The 21,308-nt window shown below is 41.4% G+C and carries 18 protein-coding genes, 1 other RNA gene and 1 pseudogene; 11 read left to right on the top strand and 9 right to left on the bottom strand.

Annotated features, from left to right (window positions below; genetic code table 11):
• On the bottom strand, positions 1–484 hold a 484-nt coding region (locus I8748_RS08365; RefSeq protein ID WP_198124164.1), incomplete at its 3' end, for a 2'-5' RNA ligase family protein.
• Between the two features lie 134 nt (positions 485–618).
• Between I8748_RS08365 and I8748_RS08360 the strand changes: the two genes are divergently transcribed.
• From I8748_RS08360 to queF, 5 genes are all read left to right on the top strand, one after another.
• Positions 619–885: a YciI family protein gene (locus tag I8748_RS08360; RefSeq protein ID WP_096560463.1), complete on the top strand. Its 267-nt coding sequence runs from the start codon at positions 619–621 to the stop codon at positions 883–885.
• Between the two features lie 35 nt (positions 886–920).
• Positions 921–1,017, top strand: an RNA gene (gene ffs, locus I8748_RS08355) — signal recognition particle sRNA small type.
• 25 nt (positions 1,018–1,042) lie between these two features.
• Positions 1,043–1,426 (top strand): phasin family protein, encoded by a 384-nt coding sequence (locus I8748_RS08350; RefSeq protein WP_198124163.1) that lies wholly within the window; start codon positions 1,043–1,045, stop codon positions 1,424–1,426.
• 156 nt (positions 1,427–1,582) lie between these two features.
• Positions 1,583–1,978 (top strand): hypothetical protein, encoded by a 396-nt coding sequence (locus I8748_RS08345; protein ID WP_096560461.1) that lies wholly within the window; start codon positions 1,583–1,585, stop codon positions 1,976–1,978.
• A gap of 85 nt (positions 1,979–2,063) precedes the next feature.
• Positions 2,064–2,462 (top strand): preQ(1) synthase, encoded by a 399-nt coding sequence (queF, locus tag I8748_RS08340; protein ID WP_198124162.1) that lies wholly within the window; start codon positions 2,064–2,066, stop codon positions 2,460–2,462.
• 88 nt (positions 2,463–2,550) lie between these two features.
• Here the strand turns inward: queF and pstS are convergent, their stop codons facing one another.
• The 4 genes from pstS to I8748_RS08320 all read right to left on the bottom strand — a co-directional run bounded on the left by pstS (position 2,551) and on the right by I8748_RS08320 (position 6,932).
• Complete coding sequence (gene pstS, locus I8748_RS08335; protein WP_198124161.1) at positions 2,551–3,600, bottom strand: phosphate ABC transporter substrate-binding protein PstS; 1,050 nt, start codon at positions 3,598–3,600, stop codon at positions 2,551–2,553.
• Between the two features lie 187 nt (positions 3,601–3,787).
• Positions 3,788–5,197, bottom strand: a complete 1,410-nt coding sequence (locus tag I8748_RS08330) for a cytochrome c biogenesis protein (protein WP_198124160.1) — start codon at positions 5,195–5,197, stop codon at positions 3,788–3,790.
• A gap of 3 nt (positions 5,198–5,200) precedes the next feature.
• Positions 5,201–5,941, bottom strand: coding sequence for a cytochrome c biogenesis protein CcdA (locus I8748_RS08325; protein WP_096560456.1), 741 nt, complete (start codon positions 5,939–5,941; stop codon positions 5,201–5,203).
• Positions 5,942–6,215: 274 nt separating this feature from the next.
• Positions 6,216–6,932 carry a response regulator transcription factor gene (locus tag I8748_RS08320; RefSeq protein WP_198124159.1) on the bottom strand — a complete coding sequence of 239 codons (717 nt, stop codon included), beginning with the start codon at positions 6,930–6,932 and terminating at the stop codon, positions 6,216–6,218.
• Positions 6,933–7,726: 794 nt separating this feature from the next.
• Between I8748_RS08320 and I8748_RS08315 the strand changes: the two genes are divergently transcribed.
• Positions 7,727–10,057 carry an NACHT domain-containing protein gene (locus tag I8748_RS08315; protein ID WP_198124158.1) on the top strand — a complete coding sequence of 777 codons (2,331 nt, stop codon included), beginning with the start codon at positions 7,727–7,729 and terminating at the stop codon, positions 10,055–10,057.
• A gap of 237 nt (positions 10,058–10,294) precedes the next feature.
• Positions 10,295–10,747 (top strand): annotated as a pseudogene (locus tag I8748_RS08310) (rhodanese-like domain-containing protein); the annotation flags it as partial.
• Between the two features lie 453 nt (positions 10,748–11,200).
• Here the strand turns inward: I8748_RS08310 and I8748_RS08305 are convergent.
• The 3 genes from I8748_RS08305 to I8748_RS08295 form a co-directional block, all read right to left on the bottom strand.
• Positions 11,201–11,830 (bottom strand): ribonuclease H-like domain-containing protein, encoded by a 630-nt coding sequence (locus I8748_RS08305; RefSeq protein ID WP_198124156.1) that lies wholly within the window; start codon positions 11,828–11,830, stop codon positions 11,201–11,203.
• Positions 11,831–12,015: 185 nt separating this feature from the next.
• Complete coding sequence (locus I8748_RS08300) at positions 12,016–13,146, bottom strand: aldo/keto reductase (protein ID WP_198124155.1); 1,131 nt, start codon at positions 13,144–13,146, stop codon at positions 12,016–12,018.
• An 86-nt stretch (positions 13,147–13,232) separates the two neighbouring features.
• On the bottom strand, positions 13,233–13,694 hold the full coding sequence (locus I8748_RS08295; protein WP_198124154.1) for a pyridoxamine 5'-phosphate oxidase family protein: 462 nt from the start codon (positions 13,692–13,694) through the stop codon (positions 13,233–13,235).
• Between the two features lie 435 nt (positions 13,695–14,129).
• Between I8748_RS08295 and I8748_RS08290 the strand changes: the two genes are divergently transcribed.
• Entirely contained in the window at positions 14,130–17,195 is a 3,066-nt protein-coding gene (locus I8748_RS08290; RefSeq protein WP_198124217.1) for a cation-translocating P-type ATPase, read from the top strand.
• 63 nt (positions 17,196–17,258) lie between these two features.
• Positions 17,259–18,443, top strand: coding sequence for a methionine adenosyltransferase (gene metK / locus I8748_RS08285; RefSeq protein WP_198124153.1), 1,185 nt, complete (start codon positions 17,259–17,261; stop codon positions 18,441–18,443).
• A gap of 181 nt (positions 18,444–18,624) precedes the next feature.
• Here the strand turns inward: metK and I8748_RS08280 are convergent, their stop codons facing one another.
• Positions 18,625–19,686: a hemerythrin domain-containing protein gene (locus I8748_RS08280; protein WP_198124152.1), complete on the bottom strand. Its 1,062-nt coding sequence runs from the start codon at positions 19,684–19,686 to the stop codon at positions 18,625–18,627.
• Between the two features lie 256 nt (positions 19,687–19,942).
• Between I8748_RS08280 and I8748_RS08275 the strand changes: the two genes are divergently transcribed.
• Both I8748_RS08275 and I8748_RS08270 read left to right on the top strand, forming a co-directional pair.
• On the top strand, positions 19,943–20,683 hold the full coding sequence (locus tag I8748_RS08275; protein ID WP_198124151.1) for an LmeA family phospholipid-binding protein: 741 nt from the start codon (positions 19,943–19,945) through the stop codon (positions 20,681–20,683).
• 17 nt (positions 20,684–20,700) lie between these two features.
• Positions 20,701–21,249: a DUF2231 domain-containing protein gene (locus tag I8748_RS08270; protein ID WP_198124150.1), complete on the top strand. Its 549-nt coding sequence runs from the start codon at positions 20,701–20,703 to the stop codon at positions 21,247–21,249.
• Positions 21,250–21,308 lie beyond the last annotated feature (59 nt).

Genomic DNA, 21,308 nt, shown 5'->3' with positions numbered 1-21,308 from the left:
GCGTTAACTTGTTAGCTGTAAACTCAAAATACAACTGACGATTTTCAAACTCTAGCCAAGCAGCTTTAAAGTTCTGCTTTGTTAAATCCCGAAATGCAACCGTCATATGAGGTGTAAAAGCCCGCTTTTTGCCAACCTTGTCAACAATTCCTAAGTTAGCTTCCATACGCGCCATTAAATTTGCTTGCAAGCTCAAAAGTTCTTGACTTTTCACCACATCTATATATATGACACGGGGGCGAAAGGCAGCAAACCCTCTGAGTGTAATAGGTACTGGCTGTTGTTCACTAGCAAACTCTCTTAAAGATGCTTCTAAAACTGGCACATTATTATCTATCCATTTAAAGGGCGGTTGCAAAGTAATATGTGGGGGGGATTTTTGTGCGTGGCGACTAGCATACTTATCAGCAAAATACTGCTTGATTTGGTTGGCGTAATCTTGAATTTCTGGCGGCGGTAGCAGAGCGATGAAATAAAGGTTCATTTGATTTAAAAGTACAGGAGTGCAGGGGTGCAGGGGAGATGAGGGGGATGAGGGGGAAATATTTGCCTCAATTCCCAATGCCCCATGCCCAATGCCCAATGCCCCATTCCCATTTTCATTTGAGGTCGCAAAAAATGCCTTGGTTTGTAAAGATTGAAGAAGGCAAAGTTGATAAATCCATCTTTGACCAATACGTACCTGCTCACAAAGCCTATGTCGAAGAGTTGATTGCTAAAGGACACAAAGCCAAAACTGGCTATTGGGCACAGTTTGGCGGAGGTATGTTGCTGTTTGAAGCCGCCTCAATGGAAGAAGCAGAAGCAATTGTGGCTCTTGACCCACTTGTAAAAAACGGCTGCGTTAATTATCAACTCTACGAATGGAAAATTGTAGCCGGATGACACAGTTAGGGAAATTTGATGTTATACTATTTATAGACCTGGATCTATGCGACTGCAACGCCTAAACCTTGTCAGAACCGGAAGGTAGCAGCAATACGGGATGCTTGTAGTAGGCGTAGTCTCCGGGTCGCCCTATTTTTAGGAGCGTTCAGCAGCAATGCCTGGTTTTGGAGATATTGTTCAAAAAGCTTTTTACCTCGGTGTTGGTTTGGCTTCTTACGCGGGTGAGAAAGCAGGAGGCAAATTAGCAGAACTGCGATCGCAAGTCCAAAAACTGGCAGACGAAATGGTGGCAAAGGGCGAAATGACCACAGAAGAAGCCCGGCGCTTTGTCGAAGATATGATGAGGCAGGCGCAACAGCCGCCAGCATCTGATGGAACTCCCGAAAAAACACCTCCTTCTGAACCTCGTCGCATCGAAATCTTAGAGGAAGATGAAGAGCCAACGGTGAAACAATCTTCAACTGAAAATGTGGATCAATTGCGCGAACAAGTGCTAGAACTACAAGAAGAGTTAAAAAGATTGCAAAAGGATAAGTAAAAGCAACTTTTTATCTTGACTATCAGCAGCAATCAGCATTTTGGCATCGACGGATGCACACAGACTTTATAATAAACATTGCCTAGGGTGTACTCTAGTGCTTCAAGCCAGGTAGCAACAAGCGTCCTGTTTGTAGCCAGTAAGGGCGTTAAGTTTATGGAACAATGGCAAAAAGATTTAATGGAAATTGTAGAAACAGTGGCTGATGAAGTAGAGCGCTTTTTCTTGGGAATGAGTGAAATGGTAGAGGCCTTCTGTGAACTAACTGAAGAATTTACTGAACAAGTACAAACTACCATTGCCACTGAAGTTGACCAGTACATCCAGGATTTTGCTGAACCATTTTTTGAAGTTTATGGGGAACTGGAAGACATTGTGGCAGATGTAGATCCAGGTTTTCCTTATTCAGTTGATGCCACACCAGAAAAAAATCCTGCCTGCATAGGTTGTAGTAATTACCACGGTCAAGTGTATGGTGGTAACTTGTTAGTATGTGCCATGCATCCTCATGGGTGGGATGATGAAAATTGTCCTGACTGGGAGCAGGTGTAGAGCTTTCGGTGCAGGGCAGCAGGGGAGCAAGGGTGCAGGGGGGATAACAACTGACCACTGACAACTGACAAATGACAACTGACAAATGACAACTGACGAATTACCAACCCAAGAAATGAAGTATGGCGAACGCGACATTGCGGAAGGAGAATTAATTACATTTCCTAACCCGCGTGTAGGCAGGCGATACGATATCAACATTACTTTGCCAGAATTTACTTGTAAATGTCCGTTTTCTGGCTATCCTGATTTTGCCACGATTTATATTACCTACGTTCCTGATGAGCGGGTAGTGGAATTGAAGGCGCTTAAGCTTTACATTAACAGTTATCGCGATCGCTACATTTCCCACGAAGAATCCGCAAATCAAATTCTGGATGATTTTGTCGCTGCTTGTGATCCTTTAGAAGTCACGGTGAAAGCAGATTTTACTCCCCGTGGTAATGTGCATACCGTTATCGAGGTGCGACATCAAAAGCAATAGCAATCTATGTATTAATTACCAATTACCAATTCCCAATTACCAATTACCAATTCCCAATTACCAATTCCCAATTACCAATTAGTATTTTTTATTCTGCAATTTTATTTGCCGCCGACTGCACTTGAACCACAACTTTTTTAGACAAAGGAAGATATCCGAGTTCCAAACTGGATTTTTGACCCTCAGTCAAAGCCCAGTCAATAAAGTTTTTTAGTGCTTGGGCTTTAACTGGATCTTGATATTGGTGATAAGTTAGAAGCCAGGTGTAAGTGACAATGGGATAAGACTGATTACCCATAGGATCGGTGATAAAAGCAATCAAGTTATCAGCAGGTAATTTGACTGCTTCTAAAGTTTTAGCTGCCGATTCTGGTGTCGGCATGATGTAGTTACCAGATTTATTTTCCAAAGCAGCTAGAGGTAATTGATTGCGTGTAGCGTAAACGTACTCTACGTAACCAATAGCTCCTGGAATCTGTTGAATCTGGGCGGTAACACCTTCGTTGCCTTTTGCACCAATTCCTACTGGCCATGCTACAGCTTTCCCAGCCCCGACCTTGCTCTTCCATTCCGGACTGATGGCACTGAGGTGTTGTGTCAACACGCTGGTAGTGCCACTACCATCAGTTCGGTGTACTACCACAATTGGGAGAGCGGGCAACTTTACTCCAGGATTTGCTAGAGCTATCTGAGAATGATTCCAATTGGTAATTTTTCCTAAAAAGATATCTATATAAACTTGGCGTGGCAGCTTTAAATTAGTTGGCAGATTGAGGTTGTAACCCAGCACTATAGAACCGGCTGTTATGGGCAAAGCAATTACCCCCCGATTAATCTGGGCTGCTTGTTCTTTTGTAATTGCCACGTCACTGGCTGCAAAGTCTACAGTACCGTTGATGAAATGTTTTACTCCTGCGCTGCTTCCTATGGATTGATAGTTAATTTCCACATTAGGATTTTGCTGATTGTAATCTAAAACCCAGCGCTGATATAAAGGTGCGGGAAAACTTGCCCCAGCACCAACTAAAGAAACATGTATGGTGTTTCTATTATCGGCAGTGCAAGCAGCAACACTCAACGACAGAGCGACGAGGGGTAGAAGGTAAGTTTGGCGCTTAGAGCGAAGTTGAGCAGACATATGTAGAAGGCAGGGGTGCAAGGGAGCAGGGGGAGCCAGCGCGTTGGGCGGGTTTCCCGACAGCCGCGCGACTGGCGTTGCAGAGGAGCAGGGGTGCAGGGGGAGATAAATAATGTAGAGACGATTCGGCGAATCGTCTCTACTGACCCTAACTCCTAACTCCTAACTCCTAACTCCTAACTTTTAACTAATTTGGATTGGATGTTATGGATTGTGTAGTTTTAGGTTGCTCACCTTCTGGTTGTGAACTCAGCCGCTCTAGAATGTCTATAACTTCGCGTTCAAAAACAACCTGGGCACGATTAGTTTTGGCGCCAACATACAAGCGATCGCTTTTTTGTAATGCCCAAATTTGTGAGTGGGAGAAGTAACTCATCACCGTACCCAGCATCAGCACGGCAAAGCCTGAGTAAACCATCGGTATACCTGGGTCAGATTTAATTTGTAACCCAGTGCTGCCAATGACATCGAGAACTTTCAGCGTCACGCCATTGACTTGAGTAGACATACCAGTCCGCACAGTATCAACTAGCTTGCCTTCCGCATCGTAAATTAATACCATGCCTTGCAAGTCTTTGGCTATTAAGGAAACACCCTCACTCAAATCCGGTTTCGTGGGAATCCAAGTGCCCCAAATACGTCCTCTGCCGTTGGTATTTAATGCTGCCATCGGTAGTTGAAAAATGGGACTGTTGTTGAATCGAATCCGAACAGCTGAGATACCCCAATCAGTTTGATAGAAAGTTACGCCCCGATAACGTAAGGGTTGGTTGACAAAAATCTTCTTATGGTCTACTTCTTCTCCTTGATTATTTAAGACGGACATGTCTGAGTAAAACTGGTCAATTCCCCCTGATGGTGTATAGTCAATCCAAAAACGATTCACTCGTACAGACCAATCTTTCAGAACTTGGGGATTTGCCCAAGGGCCAGCATCTATAATATTTTTCACTTGAAATGTATCGCCGCTAGCAACCATTTCCTGAGCAACAAATCCGGTCATCGCCCCCAAGATTCCCCCCAACAAAATAGTGACGATGCCCACATGAACTATGATTGGGCCGATGCGTCCTATTATTCCTTTACGGGCGTAGAGAATGCCGTCTTTTTCTTGAAAAACTTTATAGCGACGCTTCTGTAATATTTCTTTTAAAGAATTCACAGAACCAGTTTCTAGTTCTGCGCTCAAAGCTAATTTTTGAAATTGCCGTGGTTCTTCGTAATATTTCCAGCGACGCGCAGCTTTTAAGGCTGGTAACTGGCGGGTGAAGGTACAAGCAGTTAGGCTTGTACCAAATAAAATCAGTAATGCCAGAAACCACCAGGTACGATATACATGGTCTAAACCAACTACCTGGATTACCTTCCAAGTTAAAAAACCAAACAAAGCGGGGTGTTCTGGGTAATTAGCTTGATAGAATGCGGGTGACTGACCTTGCTCAATTACAGTACCACTGATGCTGAAAACAGCAATTAATAGTAGTAAGGCGATCGCTAATCGTAAATCTGTCAGTACTGGCAAAAACTCTCGCCGCAAGAATCGCCCAGGTATCGACCACCAACTTGATTCTGTGGACGCTGAATTTTCTGTTGTCATTGATTAAAAACTTCCAAAAGGAATCCGCGAAACTAAGGAAAATACACCAAATCCTACCAACAGCGCCCCGCTAACTGGGTTAATCCAACCAGACCAGCGACGTAACTCCAGCAATTTTTTAATTGCAGCAGTAAAAGTACCTGCCAAAATTAATGGTGCTACATACCCGGCTGTATATGAAAGTAGCAAAACAGCGCCTAAAATTAAGTCTTGTGTATTGGCAACCCAACCTAGCAAGCTGGCTAAAACAGGCGTGCTACAAGGAGATGCCACTAAACCGAAAGTCAGCCCAATTGCATAGGAACGCACTCCCATCGGTAAATCTGGCGAAATCCAATTTGTTTCGCCTAGAGATGGAAATTGCAAGGGCAATGCTTCTAGTAAGTTCAGCCCCATGAGAATGGCGATGATGCTGACGATAATCGGTAAACCAATTCCCACTTGACCATAGACTTTTCCTACAAAAGCTGCTATGATACCAAGCCCTGCTAGTGTAGTTGCCAATCCCAAAGCAAACCAAGTTGATTGTGCAGCTGCTTGTAGGCGGCTTTTTGCTTCATAACCACCGATATAGCCAATAGTAATCGGTAGCATGGAAAGCATACAGGGCGTGAGGCTGGTGAGTAAACCAGCCATAAAAATGATGCCAATGCTAAGCAAACTGAGATGCGACAGTTGGTTAGAAACAAGAGTATTGGCAAACTGTTCTAATTCATAAATTCGGGTTTGCAGGTTTTCAAGCATGAGGTATTTATCAGCGGGAATGCTTACTCTGCTTGAATTTTAGCTTAATTTTTCTTAGAAGGGGAAGGAGGGAGAAGGGGAAGGGGAAGGGAAGATGGGGGATGGGGAAAATAACAACTGACAACTAACTCCTAACTCACCACTATCTAAGTCACATGAAATTGATGTTTTTATAAAAAAAATTGTTGTGTTGAAAGTTTAAACGCCTTTTTCCTTGCCTTCCCCTTCCCCTTATTTCCTTCCCCTTCCCCTTTTCTCCTTCCCCTTTCCCAGTTTAAATTGTGGTCGATTCAGGTAGTTCAAACTTGTAACCATAACCTCGAACGGTTTTAATAAACTCAGGCACAGTAGTATCAACTTCCATCTTTTTGCGAAGCTGACCGATATGTACGTCAACCACCCGACCATCTCCCACATAGTCACAACCCCAAATTTTTTGGATTAGCTGTGGACGACTCCAAGCTTGACCTGGATGACTTGCCAAAAAATGTAAAATATTGAATTCCAAGGCTGTTAAGCTGAGAGGCTTATCGTTAAGTGTTACCTCCCGACCATCTGGGTTAATTGCTAGCTGCTTGAAAATCAACCGCTGTGTCGGAGAAGGGTTAATAGTGCGTATGCGTCTTAAAAGCGCTTCTACCCTGACTTCAACTTCTGCTAAGCTAAACGGCTTTGTCATGAAATCATCAGCACCAGCAGCCAGGATACTAATTTTATCGGCTTCGGCAGTCCGTCCAGAGAGGATCATCACTAAGACATTAGTACGACTCTGCATTTCCTGGCAAAGCTGATAGCCACTGGTGTCTGGCAAATTCCAATCCAGAATTACTAAAGCGGGGTTGAAATGGTCAAACAAAGACAAAGCTGTTTTTCCATCTGCTGCGGACTCTATTTGATATTTTCGACCTAAAAAGCGGTGTATGAGATTGCGGACACCAAAGTCGTCATCGACAACAAGAATTTTGGAATTTGTATCGGGAACCATGACCATAACCTTCTAGCCTTTTGTTTATCTGGCGATGCACTGTCAGTGTAGCGACTCATCCTCCTAGCCTACTCTAACTTAGTCTGCGGCAACGCTTGATTGCGATCGCCAACATCAGTAGCCAGCACCGTAACTCCAGAACTTCGCAACTTTAGCAACGTTCACGTAGCATCTCCGTCAGGAGAAAGAACGTCACTTGAAGAGTCTTGGAGAGTCACTAGTGTTGGAAACCTCTTTGTGGTAAGGCTACAGAGAAGCTGCTCTCAAGGAGTCCATAGCTGGATGTGCTTTTTGGAGATTTTTATTCCTGCCTACCTTCAGTTGAGTAGGTAGACTTAAAGCAGCTTGTCGCCAGACATTGCCACTGTAGTACTTAGCTTTACTTAATTTTCTATGAAATTTATGAAAAATTCAGCTATTATGATGCATACCATATGTATAAGTTTTGTATAACTTTGGTATGATTTGTGCATTTAATGGTATAATTTTTAGTCTTCGTAGTTAAGAAAAATTTAACTTTAGGGAACTATAAAAAATAAATTATTTAATTTCTGGATTGAACAGGAGTATCAGATTCTTCCTAACCTGCTCTTGGTTTAAAAGTCCTTTAGGCACAAATAGACTGAAAGCTACTAGCTGATAAACAAGCGCACAAAACATCTCAATTTTAGCTCTTGAACCATAGCTCATTTTAACTAACCCGACAAGGAAGCCTGCTTCGGGAGATAAGAGTATGCCTTCAGATATTTACGTAAAATTACTGTTTTAATAGCATGATATTTAACGATTTAAGCTGAGGTATGACAAGCCAAGGATTGAGAGCATCACCAGAAGGCATCAGGGCAGCAAAAACAGCTTTAACTGACAAAACCTTAAGCCAATACAAATTAGCCGCAGCTTTAGGTATCACACGCCAACCAGTTTCTAAGTTTTTTGCCGGGGAACCAGTATCCCGCAGTTGTTTTGTGCAAATTTGCCAACAGCTAGGGTTATCCTGGCAAAAGGTTGCTGGCTTACCTGAAGATTTAGCAACCGAGGCAACAACTAAAGTACAGCCTAACAGTTTTGACCTTAATGCACTAGTGCGAGAAATCCGCCAAAAGCGGCTAGACAAAATCCAAGACCAATGTAGCACTGTGCAAATGTTGGATATTGCTCAGGCAATTTCGTTAGTTGATATTTACACCAATGTCAACGTTTTAGAGCAAATAAGCTGTCAGCAATGGCTAGAGATTCCCGATTTGTTGCAGAATTTTAATCCTCAGTCCAACTTGCAACGATTTGCAGCAGGAAACCATCAGAGAAAATTACCAGGCTTAGAAGCTGTATCGCGTTACTCGAAGCTCATGGTACTAGGTAAGCCAGGATCGGGTAAAACCATATTTTTACAGTATTTAGCGATCGCGTGCAATCAAGGTGAATTTCAGCCACAGCATATAGCAATTTTTATCAGGCTGAAAGAATTTGCTGAAGATGCCCAAGATAAAAATGAATTTAGTTTATTTAAACACATCACCCAAGAATTTATCAGTTGTGGCGTTGAAGAACAATCAACTGCAACTATACTGACTGAAGGTAAAGCCTTAATTTTACTTGATGGATTAGATGAAATACCATCAGAAAAGGCAGATAGAGTTACAAGAGAAATACGCAGATTTACCCAATATTATTACAAAAATCAGTTTGTTATTAGTTGTCGGATTGCTGCTTACAAATACAGATTTCAGGGATTTACTGAAGTTGAGGTTGCAGATTTTGACTATGAACAAGTTGAAGCTTTTGTCAAAAACTGGTTTGTTGCAGTTGCTCATCAGTCGAGAGAAGATGGAGAAGCCACAGGTAATTTATTTATTCATCAACTGAATCTGCCAAAAAATCAGCAAATCCGAGAATTGACGACCACACCAATTTTGCTACATCTAATTTTTTTAGTCTTTCAAGTGAAAGCTGAATTTCCATCTAACCTACCTAAGTTATATGAACAAGTATTAAATATTTTGCTATTCAGATGGGATGAAGTTAGAGGTATTATACGGAATCAGGTTGGATGTCATTTAACTGTAGATCATAAAAAGAACCTACTTTCTCAACTTGCTGCCATCACTTTTGAACAAGGAAATTATTTTTTTACACAAGAACAAATTCAGCAATTGATTACTAACTATCTGGGTACATTACCGCATCTGAATCCAGATGCCTTGCAGTTGCAGCCAGATAGTGAAACAGTGCTGAAAGCAATTGAGGCGCAAAATGGTTTATTGGTAGAGCGATCGCGCTTAATTTACTCTTTCTCTCATCTCACCTTGCACGAGTATTTAGCTGCTAAAAATATCGTTGATAATTCCCAAAAAGAAGCTTGGAAAACTTTAGTTAATCACATAAATAAAGCACATTGGCACAATATATTTTTGTTAACCGTTAGTATGCTAACAAATGCTCATGAAATGTTAGGTTTAATGAAATATAAGATTGATATACTAGTGGCTCATGATGAGAAGATACAAGATTTTTTGATTTGGTTATATGATAAATCTCTTTCAGTCTCTACTAACTACAAAGCAGTAGCTATTCGTGCTTTTTACTTTGTTTGCGCTCGTGTTATTCATACTCCTAGCTATGAGCTTGAGTCTGCCCTTGTCGGTAACATAGCCTTTAACCCTGACCTTGCCCTTGACGAATTTCTTACTAGTACTCTTACCTGTGCTGTTGAGCTTAACTTTGCCGTTGAGCATACGGTTAATGATGCCCTGATTATAGACCATGCCCATGCCCTGAGCATTGCCTTTGATGAGGCTCTTGACCTTGTATTAGAACCAGAATTTAAGCAAGAGATGCAAAAACTCAAAAAACAATTACCTTCTACAGAAAGCCATCACAAGAAATTGCGACTCTGGTGGCAGACTAACGGTAAAGTCTGGGTTGAGCAATTAAGAGCTAGATTCATTAAATATCGCAATATTGGTCATGATTGGCAGTTCAACAAACAGCAAATACAGTTGCTTCAACAATATTATGATGCCAATAAATTACTGGTAGATTGTCTCAATAATTCTCCAAGTGTAACTCCCTTGGTACGGCAGGAGATTGAGGAAACAATGTTATTGGCATCGCTGATCTACCTAGAGAAATAAAAAAACTTCACTTAACCTCCTTAACTAAGTATTTTTTCAAATCATAAATTTATGAAAAATCTATTCAAATAGAGGGAGAGAAATATATTTTTTGATGAATTGATTAACCACTAGCAAATGTGATATTAAGCTAATCTACCATAAGAGTGACTTTCAAATTATTCATACCAAGGAAAGAGAAAATTAATTTATAAAGTTAGCTAAATTGCTATTAATGTAAATCAGCAAGTGATAGCTATGAATAACAATTTACTAGGCAATATAATTCCAGAACAGCCACAAATAGATTCTCAATCTGACGTTCATGTGCTGAAATCTCGTTTGGAATGGGGCGAACCGGCTTTTACAATACTAGATGTACGCGATCGCAACAGCTACAACGAAGGTCACATCATGGGATCAATGCCAATGCCAACAGATGGCCTAGTAGATCGAGCTTCATCATCAATAGATAAAAGCCGTGATATTTATGTTTACGGTGCAAGTGAAGAACAAACAGCCCAAGCTGTACAAGCACTGCGTTCTGCTGGATTTGTGCATGTATCTGAACTCAAAGGTGGTTTAGCTGCATGGAAGGCAATTGGAGGCCCAACAGAAGGAATTGTTGAATCTAGAACTCCTCCCGGTGCTGATGATTATAATGTTGTATCTCGCGTCAAAGACCATTTAGAAAATCAGCAAAAGACAGTCCCTGGCCCCGATCCAAACACTGTTCAATCTAGAAATCGTGCAGGTGAAGATAAGCCTAATGTGGTATCTAAAGCAAAAGAAGGTTTAGAAAACCTTAAAGATAATGTGCAAGAAAATGTACAAAAGGCAGCTGACCAGTTAAAAGAAGCGACTCGTGATTCTAATGAGCAATAGTCATTAGTCAGTGGTCAGTGGTCAGTGGTCAGTAGTCAGTGGTCATATCAAGTTCGGATAAATAGTTATAATTCCCACTGTCATTGCACCCCACCCCTAACCCCTCCCCGTTCACGGGGAGGGGAAACTTTGACCCAAGTCAAAGGCGGGGTGGGGTTCTTCGCTTTTTATAAGTAATTAAGCGAACTTGATATCAGTAGTCAGTGGTCAGTGGTCAGTAGCAACTAACAAATGACAACTGACTACTGACAACTAACAACTAACAACTAAGACCTACCCTTAGTGTTCAAATAAGTCTTTGAATTGCAAAAGGTCTAAGGAAACTATCGTTGGTAGAACTTGAAAGCATTCTTGAGCAAGTTCCCAACGATCTTCTCGTTTAAGCATTTGTGTTAATTTCTGCTGCACACTGAGTAAATAGCGTACATCATTGGCAGCGTAACTCAGTTGGGCTTCACTTAAATTAACAGCGTTCCCCCAATCAGAACTTTGAGCGCTTTTATCTAGTTCTACTTGTTCTAATTCTTGCACCACATCCTTAAGTCCGTGGCGATTGGTGTAAGTACGGGCTAACTTACTAGCAATCTTGGTACAAAAAATTGGCTGAACCTTAATTCCCAGGTTGTAGCGTAAAGTCGCAATGTCGAAACGAGCAAAGTGAAATATTTTAACGACATTTGGCGCTTCTAGCAGTTTTTGGAGGTTTGGGGCAGTTTTTTGTCCTTTAGCAATGCGAATAGCTGTGACATTGCCCTGTGGGTTGCATAGCTGCACAAGACACAAGCGATCGCGTTGGGGTAACAATCCCATCGTTTCGGTATCAACAGCGATCGCTTCAGATTCTAAATAATCAGACAAAGCTGCATCACTGATATCGCGATCGTCAACCTGAAAATCTTGTAATGTCATGAATCACTCAACAATAGGAGGCAAGAGGGACAGAGGGTTTGGTGGAAGATATGAGTAAGGCATCCATTGTACTCTTTGATCAGACATCAAAGATGAACAAAATAACCAATTCCCAATGCCCTATGCCGCCATTTGCTCTACTTGGGGAAACCCCAAGACCGCAATGGCTCCCCTATGCCCAATCCCTAACTTGCAACTTGATTTTGAGGTGGGAAGCCATGCTGGATTCTGCCTTCGTCTGCGTCAAATGCTTTGGAGGATTTGAATAGTTCAAAACGCCCATCAGCAGCATATTGGGCACAGCGATCGCGCAGTGCTTGTATTTCTTGTGCCTGCATTGGCTGAAAACCACGGGCAATGGCTAAGTTCTGTCGCAGCACAGCTAAGGAATCAATGCCGCTAACCAAGGTAGCAATTGGTAAACTCATGACATAGCGTATAGCTTCTTGTGGTGTCAGTATGCCTTTTTTGATGGCATCACCATTTCCACTGAGACTTTTCATCCCGATGGCGGCAATTCCCCGTTTGTTGAGTTCTGGTAAAACCTGTTGTTCAAAGCTTTTAAAGGTGGCATCAAAACAATTTAGCGGTAGTTGCACTGTATCAAACGGGTAATTGTAAGAAAGCATCTTCAGATGAATGGCTGGGTCTTTATGCCCCGTAAAGCCTACAAACCTGACTTTACCCTCTTTCTTGGCTTGATCTAAAGCTTCAATTGCCCCGTTGGTACGGAATATCATTTCTGGGTCGTTGTAGTAAACAACTTCGTGGATTTGCCACAAATCAAGGTGGTCAGTTTTGAGGCGGCGTAGGGATTCTTCAAGTTGTTGCATTGCCACTTTGCGATCGCGTCCGTGGGTGCAAACTTTGGTCATTAAAAAGACTTTATCCCGTCGCCCTTGTAATGCCTCTCCCATCCACTCTTCACTGCGGTGCTGGTTGTACTCCCAAGCGTTATCCATGAAGGTGATGCCGTGATCAATGGCTTCGTGGGCGATGCGAATCGCTTCTTGTTTGTTCTTTGCTTGCCCCAAAGTCGCACCACCCAGCCCAATGGCTGACACTGATACCCCTGTTTTTCCCAATGGACGGCGGGGAATTTCACCTGTGCTTGGGCTTGTGCTTTGGCTATTTATGGGAGTTGCAGATAATTCTTCTACTTGTGCGGCTTCGGCTTGGGAATTGCCATTGAGGATGCGATCGCTAAAAATTGCCCCTGCGCCTGCACCAATAAAGCCTAGCCCCTGTAAGAACTGCCGACGTTTTACCTCTTGAGGTAGATGCTTTTGGACAGTTTCGTCGTTTTTATCTGCCATTGGCTTGTTGTACCTAACAATACTGAAATTTCCTAATTCACCAAGATTTAGGGCAGGGTGTATGAGAATACAATTTTTTCTTCCTCCTACACCCTAGTTTTGCTCGATAAATTAATTGTTTGTGGCTTATAGCTTGAGTGACTATCCCAATAATCAGCCTTGTTGATATTGACTTTGAGCAAAGCAATATCAGGTTCGTCTATACCTTGAGGAAACCAGGTTTGCAATTCTGGCTGCCATTTCTCTTGCATTTTGTTGCGGTCTTTTACTATTTGTGCTGTACCTGATACAGAAATATATCGCTGCCTATCAGGTGACACGAAGCTGACATTCACTTGCTGATTGTGTGAAATCTCAGTTGCTTTATGGGAACTGCCATAAATGAAGAACCACAGTACACCATCAGAATCTATATCGCTATTCTTTAACATGGGACAACTATGCAAGCTGCCATCATCATCTACTGTGGTCAACATCCCTGCGTCAATGTCTGCTATTAGTTCACGCAGTTTCTGAATCTGCTGGTTTTGATCTGTAGTAGTTGTCATTTACTTAAACTTATCTATGCTTTTTTATTGAGTGAGAGTTATTGATTACAGCTAATTTGAATGGCTGTTTCACTCTTTTATACTATTAACGTTTTTTAATTTAATTTTCGTGAACCTATAGGAGTAATTCCGCTATAATTTGTAATTTTTACTTCTACCTATAGAGATATTCGCTAAGAGCGATATTTACTGTATGTGTTTGAATATATGTATATATTGGGGACAAGGAAAAAATTAAAAAAAATTACATTTAAAGTTTTAACTATTTGTTTGAGATAAAATGAATAATTCAGAGAAAAAACAATTTTAAATACCTCTGTAACTTAGGGCTGATGTCACCAGTGAAAGACTTAATTACTGTTGTAGATCAGTAACTTGAGGAAAAGAATTTTAACTGACAGTTATTTGGGTGCATTATCAGGAGCCAAAATTGCTGTGATTAAAGCAATACATACCAAAGTCAAAGGAAGAGCAAGATACAAAATAAATGAGCTTTATCGTTCGCCATCTTTGAAAAACTACTTAGAGCGATCGCTCTCCCATAATCCAGAAATCACTTATATTTCAGCAAATCCCTTAACCAGTAATGTTCTGGTTACTTTTAAGCAAGAAAATAGCATTAATAAAATTGCCACTTTAATTCATCAAGCCGTATTAGATTATCAAAAAAAATCTCAACCAACTCAGATAGAGAAAATCGAGAAAGTACCAAAAACTAGACAATCTCTTGCCCATGCCAAAGAACAAAGACAAGAAAATTGGCATTTAATGCCAGCAGATAAGATTCTAGACACATTCAATACTTCAACATCAGGATTAACACATGAATCTGCCGTAGCAAATCTGCATAAATATGGGCCGAATGTTTTATCTGAAACAGCTACGCGTAACAATTTAAGCATCTTAATTGACCAATTCAAATCTCTACCAGTTGCTTTACTAGGGGTGGCTGCGGGAATTTCTATTTTCACTGGCGGAGTGGTCGATGCCATAGTAATTATGGGTGTTGTTGGTCTGAATGCAGCCATTGGTTACACCACAGAAACCCAATCAGAAAGAATCATTGAGTCTTTAAAAAGCCGAGAACAAACATCAACTTGGGTAATTAGAGAAAGCAAATTAATAGAAATTCCTACAGAAAATGTCGTCTTGGGAGAGATTTTAGTTCTCAAACCTGGCAGCTATGTGGCAGCAGATGCCAGACTTATCCAGTGTGAACAGCTGAGTGTGGATGAGTCTGCCTTGACTGGTGAGAGTATCCCCGTTACTAAAAATACTACATCTGTGACTGATGAAGATGTGCCCTTGGGCGATCGCCTGAACATGATTTACAAGGGGACTTTAGTGACTGGCGGTCAAGGATTAGCTGTGGTTGTAGCCACAGGCAAATTTACAGAAATGGGCAAAATTCAACAACTAGTAGGTGAGGCAAAATCTACAGAAACTCCTTTAGAAAGACAACTAGATCAAGTCGGCAGTCAATTAGTTTTAATTGGTATGGGGATTTGTGGTGTTGTCTTTGGTTTAGGACTACTACGGGGATATGGTTTAGTGCAAATGCTGAAATCATCCATATCTCTAGCAGTAGCAGCAGTGCCAGAAGGACTACCCACAATTGCAACAACAACTTTGGCTTTAGGCATCCTAGATATGAGGAAGAATAATGTCCTCGTTCGGAGTCTGAGTGCAGTAGAAGCTTTAGGTTCGGTACAGTCGATTTGTTTAGATAAAACCGGGACAATTACAGAAAATAAAATGTCTGTAGTAGAGATACAGACTAACACCAGACAAATTAAAGTTTCAGACGGCGAATTAATTGCAGGGGAAGAAAAAATTAATCCCTATACCAGTGATGAACTATTAAAGCTAATTCATGTATCAGTTCTTTGTAATGAAAGTGAAGTCAGCAAACAAAACAATGGCGATACTCAGTTGCTGAGAAATAAACAAGTAACATCCCCCTCATCCCCCTCATCTCCCTCACTGAACACAACTAAGCATGAATATCAAGTCATAGGTTCAGCAACAGAAAATGCCCTAATCTACATGGCAATTAGTGCTGGGGTGGATGTCATAGAACTCAGGCAAAAGTATCCCCTACTGCAAACTAATCTGCGGTCAGAAAACCGTAACCTCATGAGTACAATTCATGAGACTTACAATCACCAAAAGTTTGTTGCAGTCAAAGGTAATCCCGCCGAAGTGATTCAGATATGCCAAGAGTGGATGAAAAATGGGCAAGTTGTGCCTTTAACAGAAGAAGACAGACAGACGATTGAAATTGAAAACGATCGCATGGCCGGAAAGGCACTGCGAGTTTTGGGAGTAGCATATGGATATATTGATGAGACTCGCAACGGCAACAATCACGAATCAGACTTAATCTGGTTGGGTCTGGTGGGAATGGCAGACCCAATCAGAAAAGGTGCCAAAGCATTAATAAGGGACTTTCATCAAGCTGGCATTGATACAGTGATGATTACCGGTGATCAAAGTCCAACAGCATACGCGATCGCTAAAGAATTAGAATTAAACCGAGATCCACAACTAGAAATTCTCGATTCTACTAACCTCAACAATCTCACTCCCGAAGCATTAACAGCACTCAGCGATAAAGTAGATGTTTTTGCCCGCATCAGTCCTAGCAATAAACTGCAAATCGTCCAAGCTTTGCAAGCAGCCGGCAAAGTTGTCGCCATGACCGGCGATGGCATTAATGATGCACCAGCCCTGAAAGCTGCACAAGTCGGTGTAGCAATGGGTAAAGGCGGCACCGATGTAGCGCGAGAAGTTGCAGATATCATTCTCGAAGATGACAGACTCGAAACCATGATGATTGCCGTTAGTCGAGGAAGAACAATCTACAACAACATCAGAAAATCCGTGCATTTTTTGCTAGCTACAAACCTGAGTGAAATCATGGTCATGACCACCGCCACCGCCGTCGGTATAGGCGAACCCTTAAACGCCATTCAACTTTTATGGTTGAATTTAGTAACTGACATTTTCCCCGGTCTTTCCCTAGCGATGGAAGCACCAGAACCCGATGTCTTAAGTCAGCCACCCCGCAACCCCAACGAACCAATTATTAAGAATTCCGACTTTGGCAGAATTACTTTTGAGTCAGCAACAATATCAGTTAGCACTTTAGCAGCCTATGGTTATGCCATGTCCAGATATGGTATTGGCCCTCAAGCCAGCACCATTGCTTTTATGAGTTTGACATCAGCCCAACTACTGCATACTATCAGCAGCCGTTCCGAACAACATAGCATATTCAGTAAAGAAAAACTCCCAAATAATCCTTACTTAAATGCTGCCGTTACAGGTTCTTTTGCCATACAACTCTTAGCTATAGCTGTCCCACAATTAAGGAGTATTTTAAAAATTGCACCAATTAATCTATTGGATACTGCTGTAATTGGTAGTAGTGCTTTACTGCCTTTATTAGTAAATGAAAGCACAAAAAAAATTCAAAATTCTTCTCCACAGCAAATCTAATAAATCTTGAGAAATCAAAGTACATCTTATTGTTTTGTGTCTTAGTGTCTAGGTGGTTCAAATATGAAAAAAGACTTCATGTTTACATCAGAATCAGTCACAGAGGGACATCCTGATAAACTTTGCGATCAGATCAGTGATGCGATCGTAGATCGTTTTTTGCAGCAAGATCCCTTCTCTAGAGTAATTACAGAATGTGCTGTATCCACAGGCATAGTTTTCCTAGCTGCTAGATTTGAACCTAACGCTAATGTAGATTTTACTACCATAGCTAGACAGGTAATTGATCAGGTTGGTTACGAACAGAAAGAATTTAATGGTAAGACTTGTAGTATTTTGACCAGCTTAAGAGAATTACCCCCTGAGCAATATCATTTATTTAATGAAACAAATCTGTCTGACGAAGAAATAGAAAAAGTTACTGTTAACAATCAAGCAACAGTCTTTGGCTTCGCCTGCAATCAAACATATACTCTCATGCCGCTACCAATATGGCTAGCCCATAAACTGGCGAGGCAAATTAGTGAGGTGAGACGGCAAAAAATACTGACATATCTTACCCCTGATGGCAAGACTCAAGTAGGAGTTGAATATAAAAATCGCCGACCTTATAGAATTCATAGTATAACAGTAATTGCCAGTCAAAATAAAGCTTCAAAACCAGATTTGCAGCAATTACAAGATGATATTAGAGAAGCTGTAATTTATCCTGTGTTTGTAGATGAAGACATTAAACCGGATGAGCGGACAAGAATATTTATTAATCCTGATGGGCCGTTTATTAAAGGCGGGCCTGCGGCTCATTCTGGAGTAACAGGTAGAAAAAACGCCATAGATACTTATGGTGAATATTCCAAACATAGTGGTTCAGCGTTAAGCGGAAAAGACCCCATTAGGATAGACAGAGTGGGAGCTTATGCTGCTCGTTATGCAGCTAAAAATGTAGTTGCTGCCAAGCTTGCTGATGAATGTGAAGTCCAACTAAGTTATTCTATAGGACTAGCTAGACCTGTGAGTGTGCAAGTAGAAACTTTTGGTACAGGCAAAATTTCTGATGAAGAAATCACAACTTTACTAGAAAAGCATTTTGATTTTCGCATTGCAGGTATTATTAAACAGTTTAATTTAAGGCATTTACCTTCATTGAATAAGGGTAGTTTCTATAGAAAATTAGCTGCTTATGGTCATGTGGGTAGGGTAGATATAGAACTTCCTTGGGAACAAATAGATAAAATTAGTGTTTTTTAAACTGGGGACTGGGTACTAGGGACTGGTGATTAGGGACTGGGAGGATTATATGTAGGGTGCGTTGTCGTGCAGCGCAACGCACCGCCAAAAATTAGATGAAAAGGGCGATCGCTCATTATTTTAACTTAGCGATCGCCCTACAAATACTTAGCTATTTTTGATGTTCACTCGTGGTCTAAACCTACCGTGCAGCACCTTGGCTTTCTTTAGCTAATCTCTGTTGGATTTTGGCTTTAGCCGCCTTGAATTCGGTAGCCCATTGTTCACTTTGGTCACTGCTCAAGTTATTGCGAATAGCAGCAAACAATGTGCTTTCTTCTTGACGGACGTGATCCATCACGATGTCTGCTAGATTCTTAACTCTATCCTTGAACTGAGATGTAGATGTAGAGGGGTCAATCCTCTTGATTTCTGCCAACAACTGCTTCATTTGAGCTTGTTCGTCGAAGAGTTCTTGAGTGTCTTCTTGACCGTAGAAAGCACGCGCTCTAGGATAAACAACTTCTTCCTCAGCTTCAGCGTGAGCAGTCAGATCCTTGTAGAGTTGACCGAAGTACTCTTGAAGCTTTTGTGGGTCATTGCTTGCAGCTATTTCAGTAAACAGGACATTCACCTTTTGGTGATCCAAGCGGATGATATCTTGGATGTTAGCGTCTTGTTTATCAGTACCTTGGGTAACAGCGCTACCTACCACACCACTAAATGCTGCGATCGCATCTTGAACTCGTCCCCAAATACCTTGATCTGCTTCTTGTCCGGTGAGTTCACGAACACCCAAGATTTCGAGAATACCTTTGAGTTGCTCTTGGTGAGCGCGGTTTTCAAAGTTAACAGTATTGATAGGGCCAATTGCAGCCAGTACGTCAGCACCAACTTTTTGTGCAGCCTTATGAACTAACAAGCCGCTCATTACTTGTTGATGCTTAAGCAATTCGTGCTTAGATACTTTTTCAAAGAAAGATAATTCAGAACCCTGCATCAATTGGCGAATCTTGTCAGCTTCTTCTTTAACTGTTTGTTTTGGTTCGGCGGGGTTGCCATACTGAACAATTACAGTTTCTATAATACCCAGATTTTTCTTGTCATCATCGAGGAACTTCCGCAAGCGATCGGAGATTTCGCTATCGTTGGATTCTCTCAAAAGTTGTTGCTCAATTTGAATTACCAACTCTTGGAGTAATTTAATATCTGCTAATTTTGTACCAATAGCTTGACGCTTTGTATCATCTAAAGTAGATACCATCTTGAGTTCTCCTCGGAAAAGTGGTCTTAATCTTTACTAATTTCAGGTTGACATAGAGTTTATGAATTTTTCCTCCTTCTTTTGAGCGATTACTTTTCTACTATGGATAGAAAAGCGACAATTTTTATCATCATTTTTGCAATTATTCTTTTTGACAGATAACTTTTCAAAAGTTACTCCATCGCCAGATAGATAAAATTTTGATTCTATTTCTCTAAATTGACTCAAGGATACTTAAACAGGAGATTCGTAAATAATGGCAGAAAATCCTGGAATAGGAGAGCAAGCACTGAATAAAGCTGTAGAAATAGGTTTATCTAGCCAGTTAGATGAAGTAGAAAATTTAGATATAGATGTCAAAACAGACCCGCTGAAAGTTGTTCAGGGACAAGTAGATTCAGTCACAATTGAGGGCGATGGTTTAGTGATGCAAAAAGACCTCCGTATGGAGGAAATGGAAATGCAAATTCACAGCGTTGCTATTAATCCTTTGAGTGTGGCTTTTGGCAAAATCGAACTTACTAGACCTGCTACTGGTAAAGCGCGGGTAGTGTTAACTGAAGCTGATATTAATCGTGCTTTCAACTCTGAATATATCCGCTCAAAACTGCAAAGCCAGAAAATAAATATCAATGGACAACCAAAGACAATATCACCCCAACATATAGATTTCTCTCTACCTGGAGAAGGAAAAGTAGCACTGAATGCTGAGATTCGGTTAATTGAAAGTAATGAAATCAAACAAGTTGGTTTTTGTGCAACACCCCGTGTAAGTGCTAACGGTCAAACTGTTTCTCTAGAAAATGTTGAGTATGACAAAAAAGAAGAAATATCACCAGAATTGACAAAAGCTTTGATAGAAGAAACCAGCGAAATTTTAGATTTGAGTAACTTCGATTTAGAAGGAATAAGTCTGCGAGTTAAGCAACTAATAGTAGAAGCAGGTAAACTAACGCTGCAAGCTGAAGCTGACGTTGACCAAATTCCCTCAAGTTAAAAATAGGATAGTGAATTATGGAAACTACAGATACACAGACAACTTCCACACCTTTTCCCAATATCCCACCGGTTATTGAAAGTGACGACAGAGAGTATCGTGATCCTGGTGTACCCAGTACAGTAGCGATCGCTGGACATCCCTTACACCCCTTGAGTGTGATTTTTCCCATAGCCTTTTTAGCCGCTGCTTTGGGTAGCGACTTTGGCTACTGGTTAACTCGTGATTTCTTCTGGGCCAGGGCTTCGCTATGGTTAATCGGACTGGGATTGCTTGGAGGTTTGATAGCAGCTGCGATCGGCTTGAGTGACTTTTTGAAAATTGAACGAGTCCGCAAGCGCAGTGCTGGCTGGGCGCATCTGATTCTGAATGTTTCTATCCTAGTCTTGACACTCTTTAACTATCTTTTGCGGTTAGGCGACGCTGAGTCACGCATATTACCCTGGGGACTATTACTATCGCTAATTGTTGGTACGCTAACTAGTATTTCTGGCTGGTTTGGTGCCGAACTTTCCTATCGCCACAAAATTGGTGTGGTAGGCGCTGGTAGCAGAAGATACCCGTAGTAGGCAGGGGAGCAGGGGAGATGGGGTGATGGGGTGATGGGTAATGGGTAGTGGGTGAG

It is taken from the genome of Amazonocrinis nigriterrae CENA67 (genome assembly GCF_016056305.1).
GTDB lineage: Bacteria > Cyanobacteriota > Cyanobacteriia > Cyanobacteriales > Nostocaceae > Amazonocrinis > Amazonocrinis nigriterrae.
The sequence above is the reverse complement of the archived record's forward strand: the minus strand, read 5'-3'. Positions and strand labels throughout refer to the sequence as shown.

Coding starts and splice junctions, on each gene's coding strand:
- I8748_RS08360 (WP_096560463.1), top strand. CDS start 619: ATGCCTTGGTTTGTAAAGATTGAAGAAGGCAAAGTTGATAAATCCATC.
- I8748_RS08315 (WP_198124158.1), top strand. CDS start 7,727: ATGACAAGCCAAGGATTGAGAGCATCACCAGAAGGCATCAGGGCAGCA.
- I8748_RS08300 (WP_198124155.1), bottom strand. CDS start 13,146: ATGGCAGATAAAAACGACGAAACTGTCCAAAAGCATCTACCTCAAGAG.
- I8748_RS08325 (WP_096560456.1), bottom strand. CDS start 5,941: ATGCTTGAAAACCTGCAAACCCGAATTTATGAATTAGAACAGTTTGCC.
- queF (WP_198124162.1), top strand. CDS start 2,064: ATGACAACTGACGAATTACCAACCCAAGAAATGAAGTATGGCGAACGC.
- I8748_RS08330 (WP_198124160.1), bottom strand. CDS start 5,197: ATGACAACAGAAAATTCAGCGTCCACAGAATCAAGTTGGTGGTCGATA.
- metK (WP_198124153.1), top strand. CDS start 17,259: ATGAAAAAAGACTTCATGTTTACATCAGAATCAGTCACAGAGGGACAT.
- I8748_RS08280 (WP_198124152.1), bottom strand. CDS start 19,686: ATGGTATCTACTTTAGATGATACAAAGCGTCAAGCTATTGGTACAAAA.
- I8748_RS08270 (WP_198124150.1), top strand. CDS start 20,701: ATGGAAACTACAGATACACAGACAACTTCCACACCTTTTCCCAATATC.
- I8748_RS08345 (WP_096560461.1), top strand. CDS start 1,583: ATGGAACAATGGCAAAAAGATTTAATGGAAATTGTAGAAACAGTGGCT.
- I8748_RS08350 (WP_198124163.1), top strand. CDS start 1,043: ATGCCTGGTTTTGGAGATATTGTTCAAAAAGCTTTTTACCTCGGTGTT.
- I8748_RS08295 (WP_198124154.1), bottom strand. CDS start 13,694: ATGACAACTACTACAGATCAAAACCAGCAGATTCAGAAACTGCGTGAA.
- I8748_RS08320 (WP_198124159.1), bottom strand. CDS start 6,932: ATGGTCATGGTTCCCGATACAAATTCCAAAATTCTTGTTGTCGATGAC.
- I8748_RS08275 (WP_198124151.1), top strand. CDS start 19,943: ATGGCAGAAAATCCTGGAATAGGAGAGCAAGCACTGAATAAAGCTGTA.
- I8748_RS08305 (WP_198124156.1), bottom strand. CDS start 11,830: ATGACATTACAAGATTTTCAGGTTGACGATCGCGATATCAGTGATGCA.
- pstS (WP_198124161.1), bottom strand. CDS start 3,600: ATGTCTGCTCAACTTCGCTCTAAGCGCCAAACTTACCTTCTACCCCTC.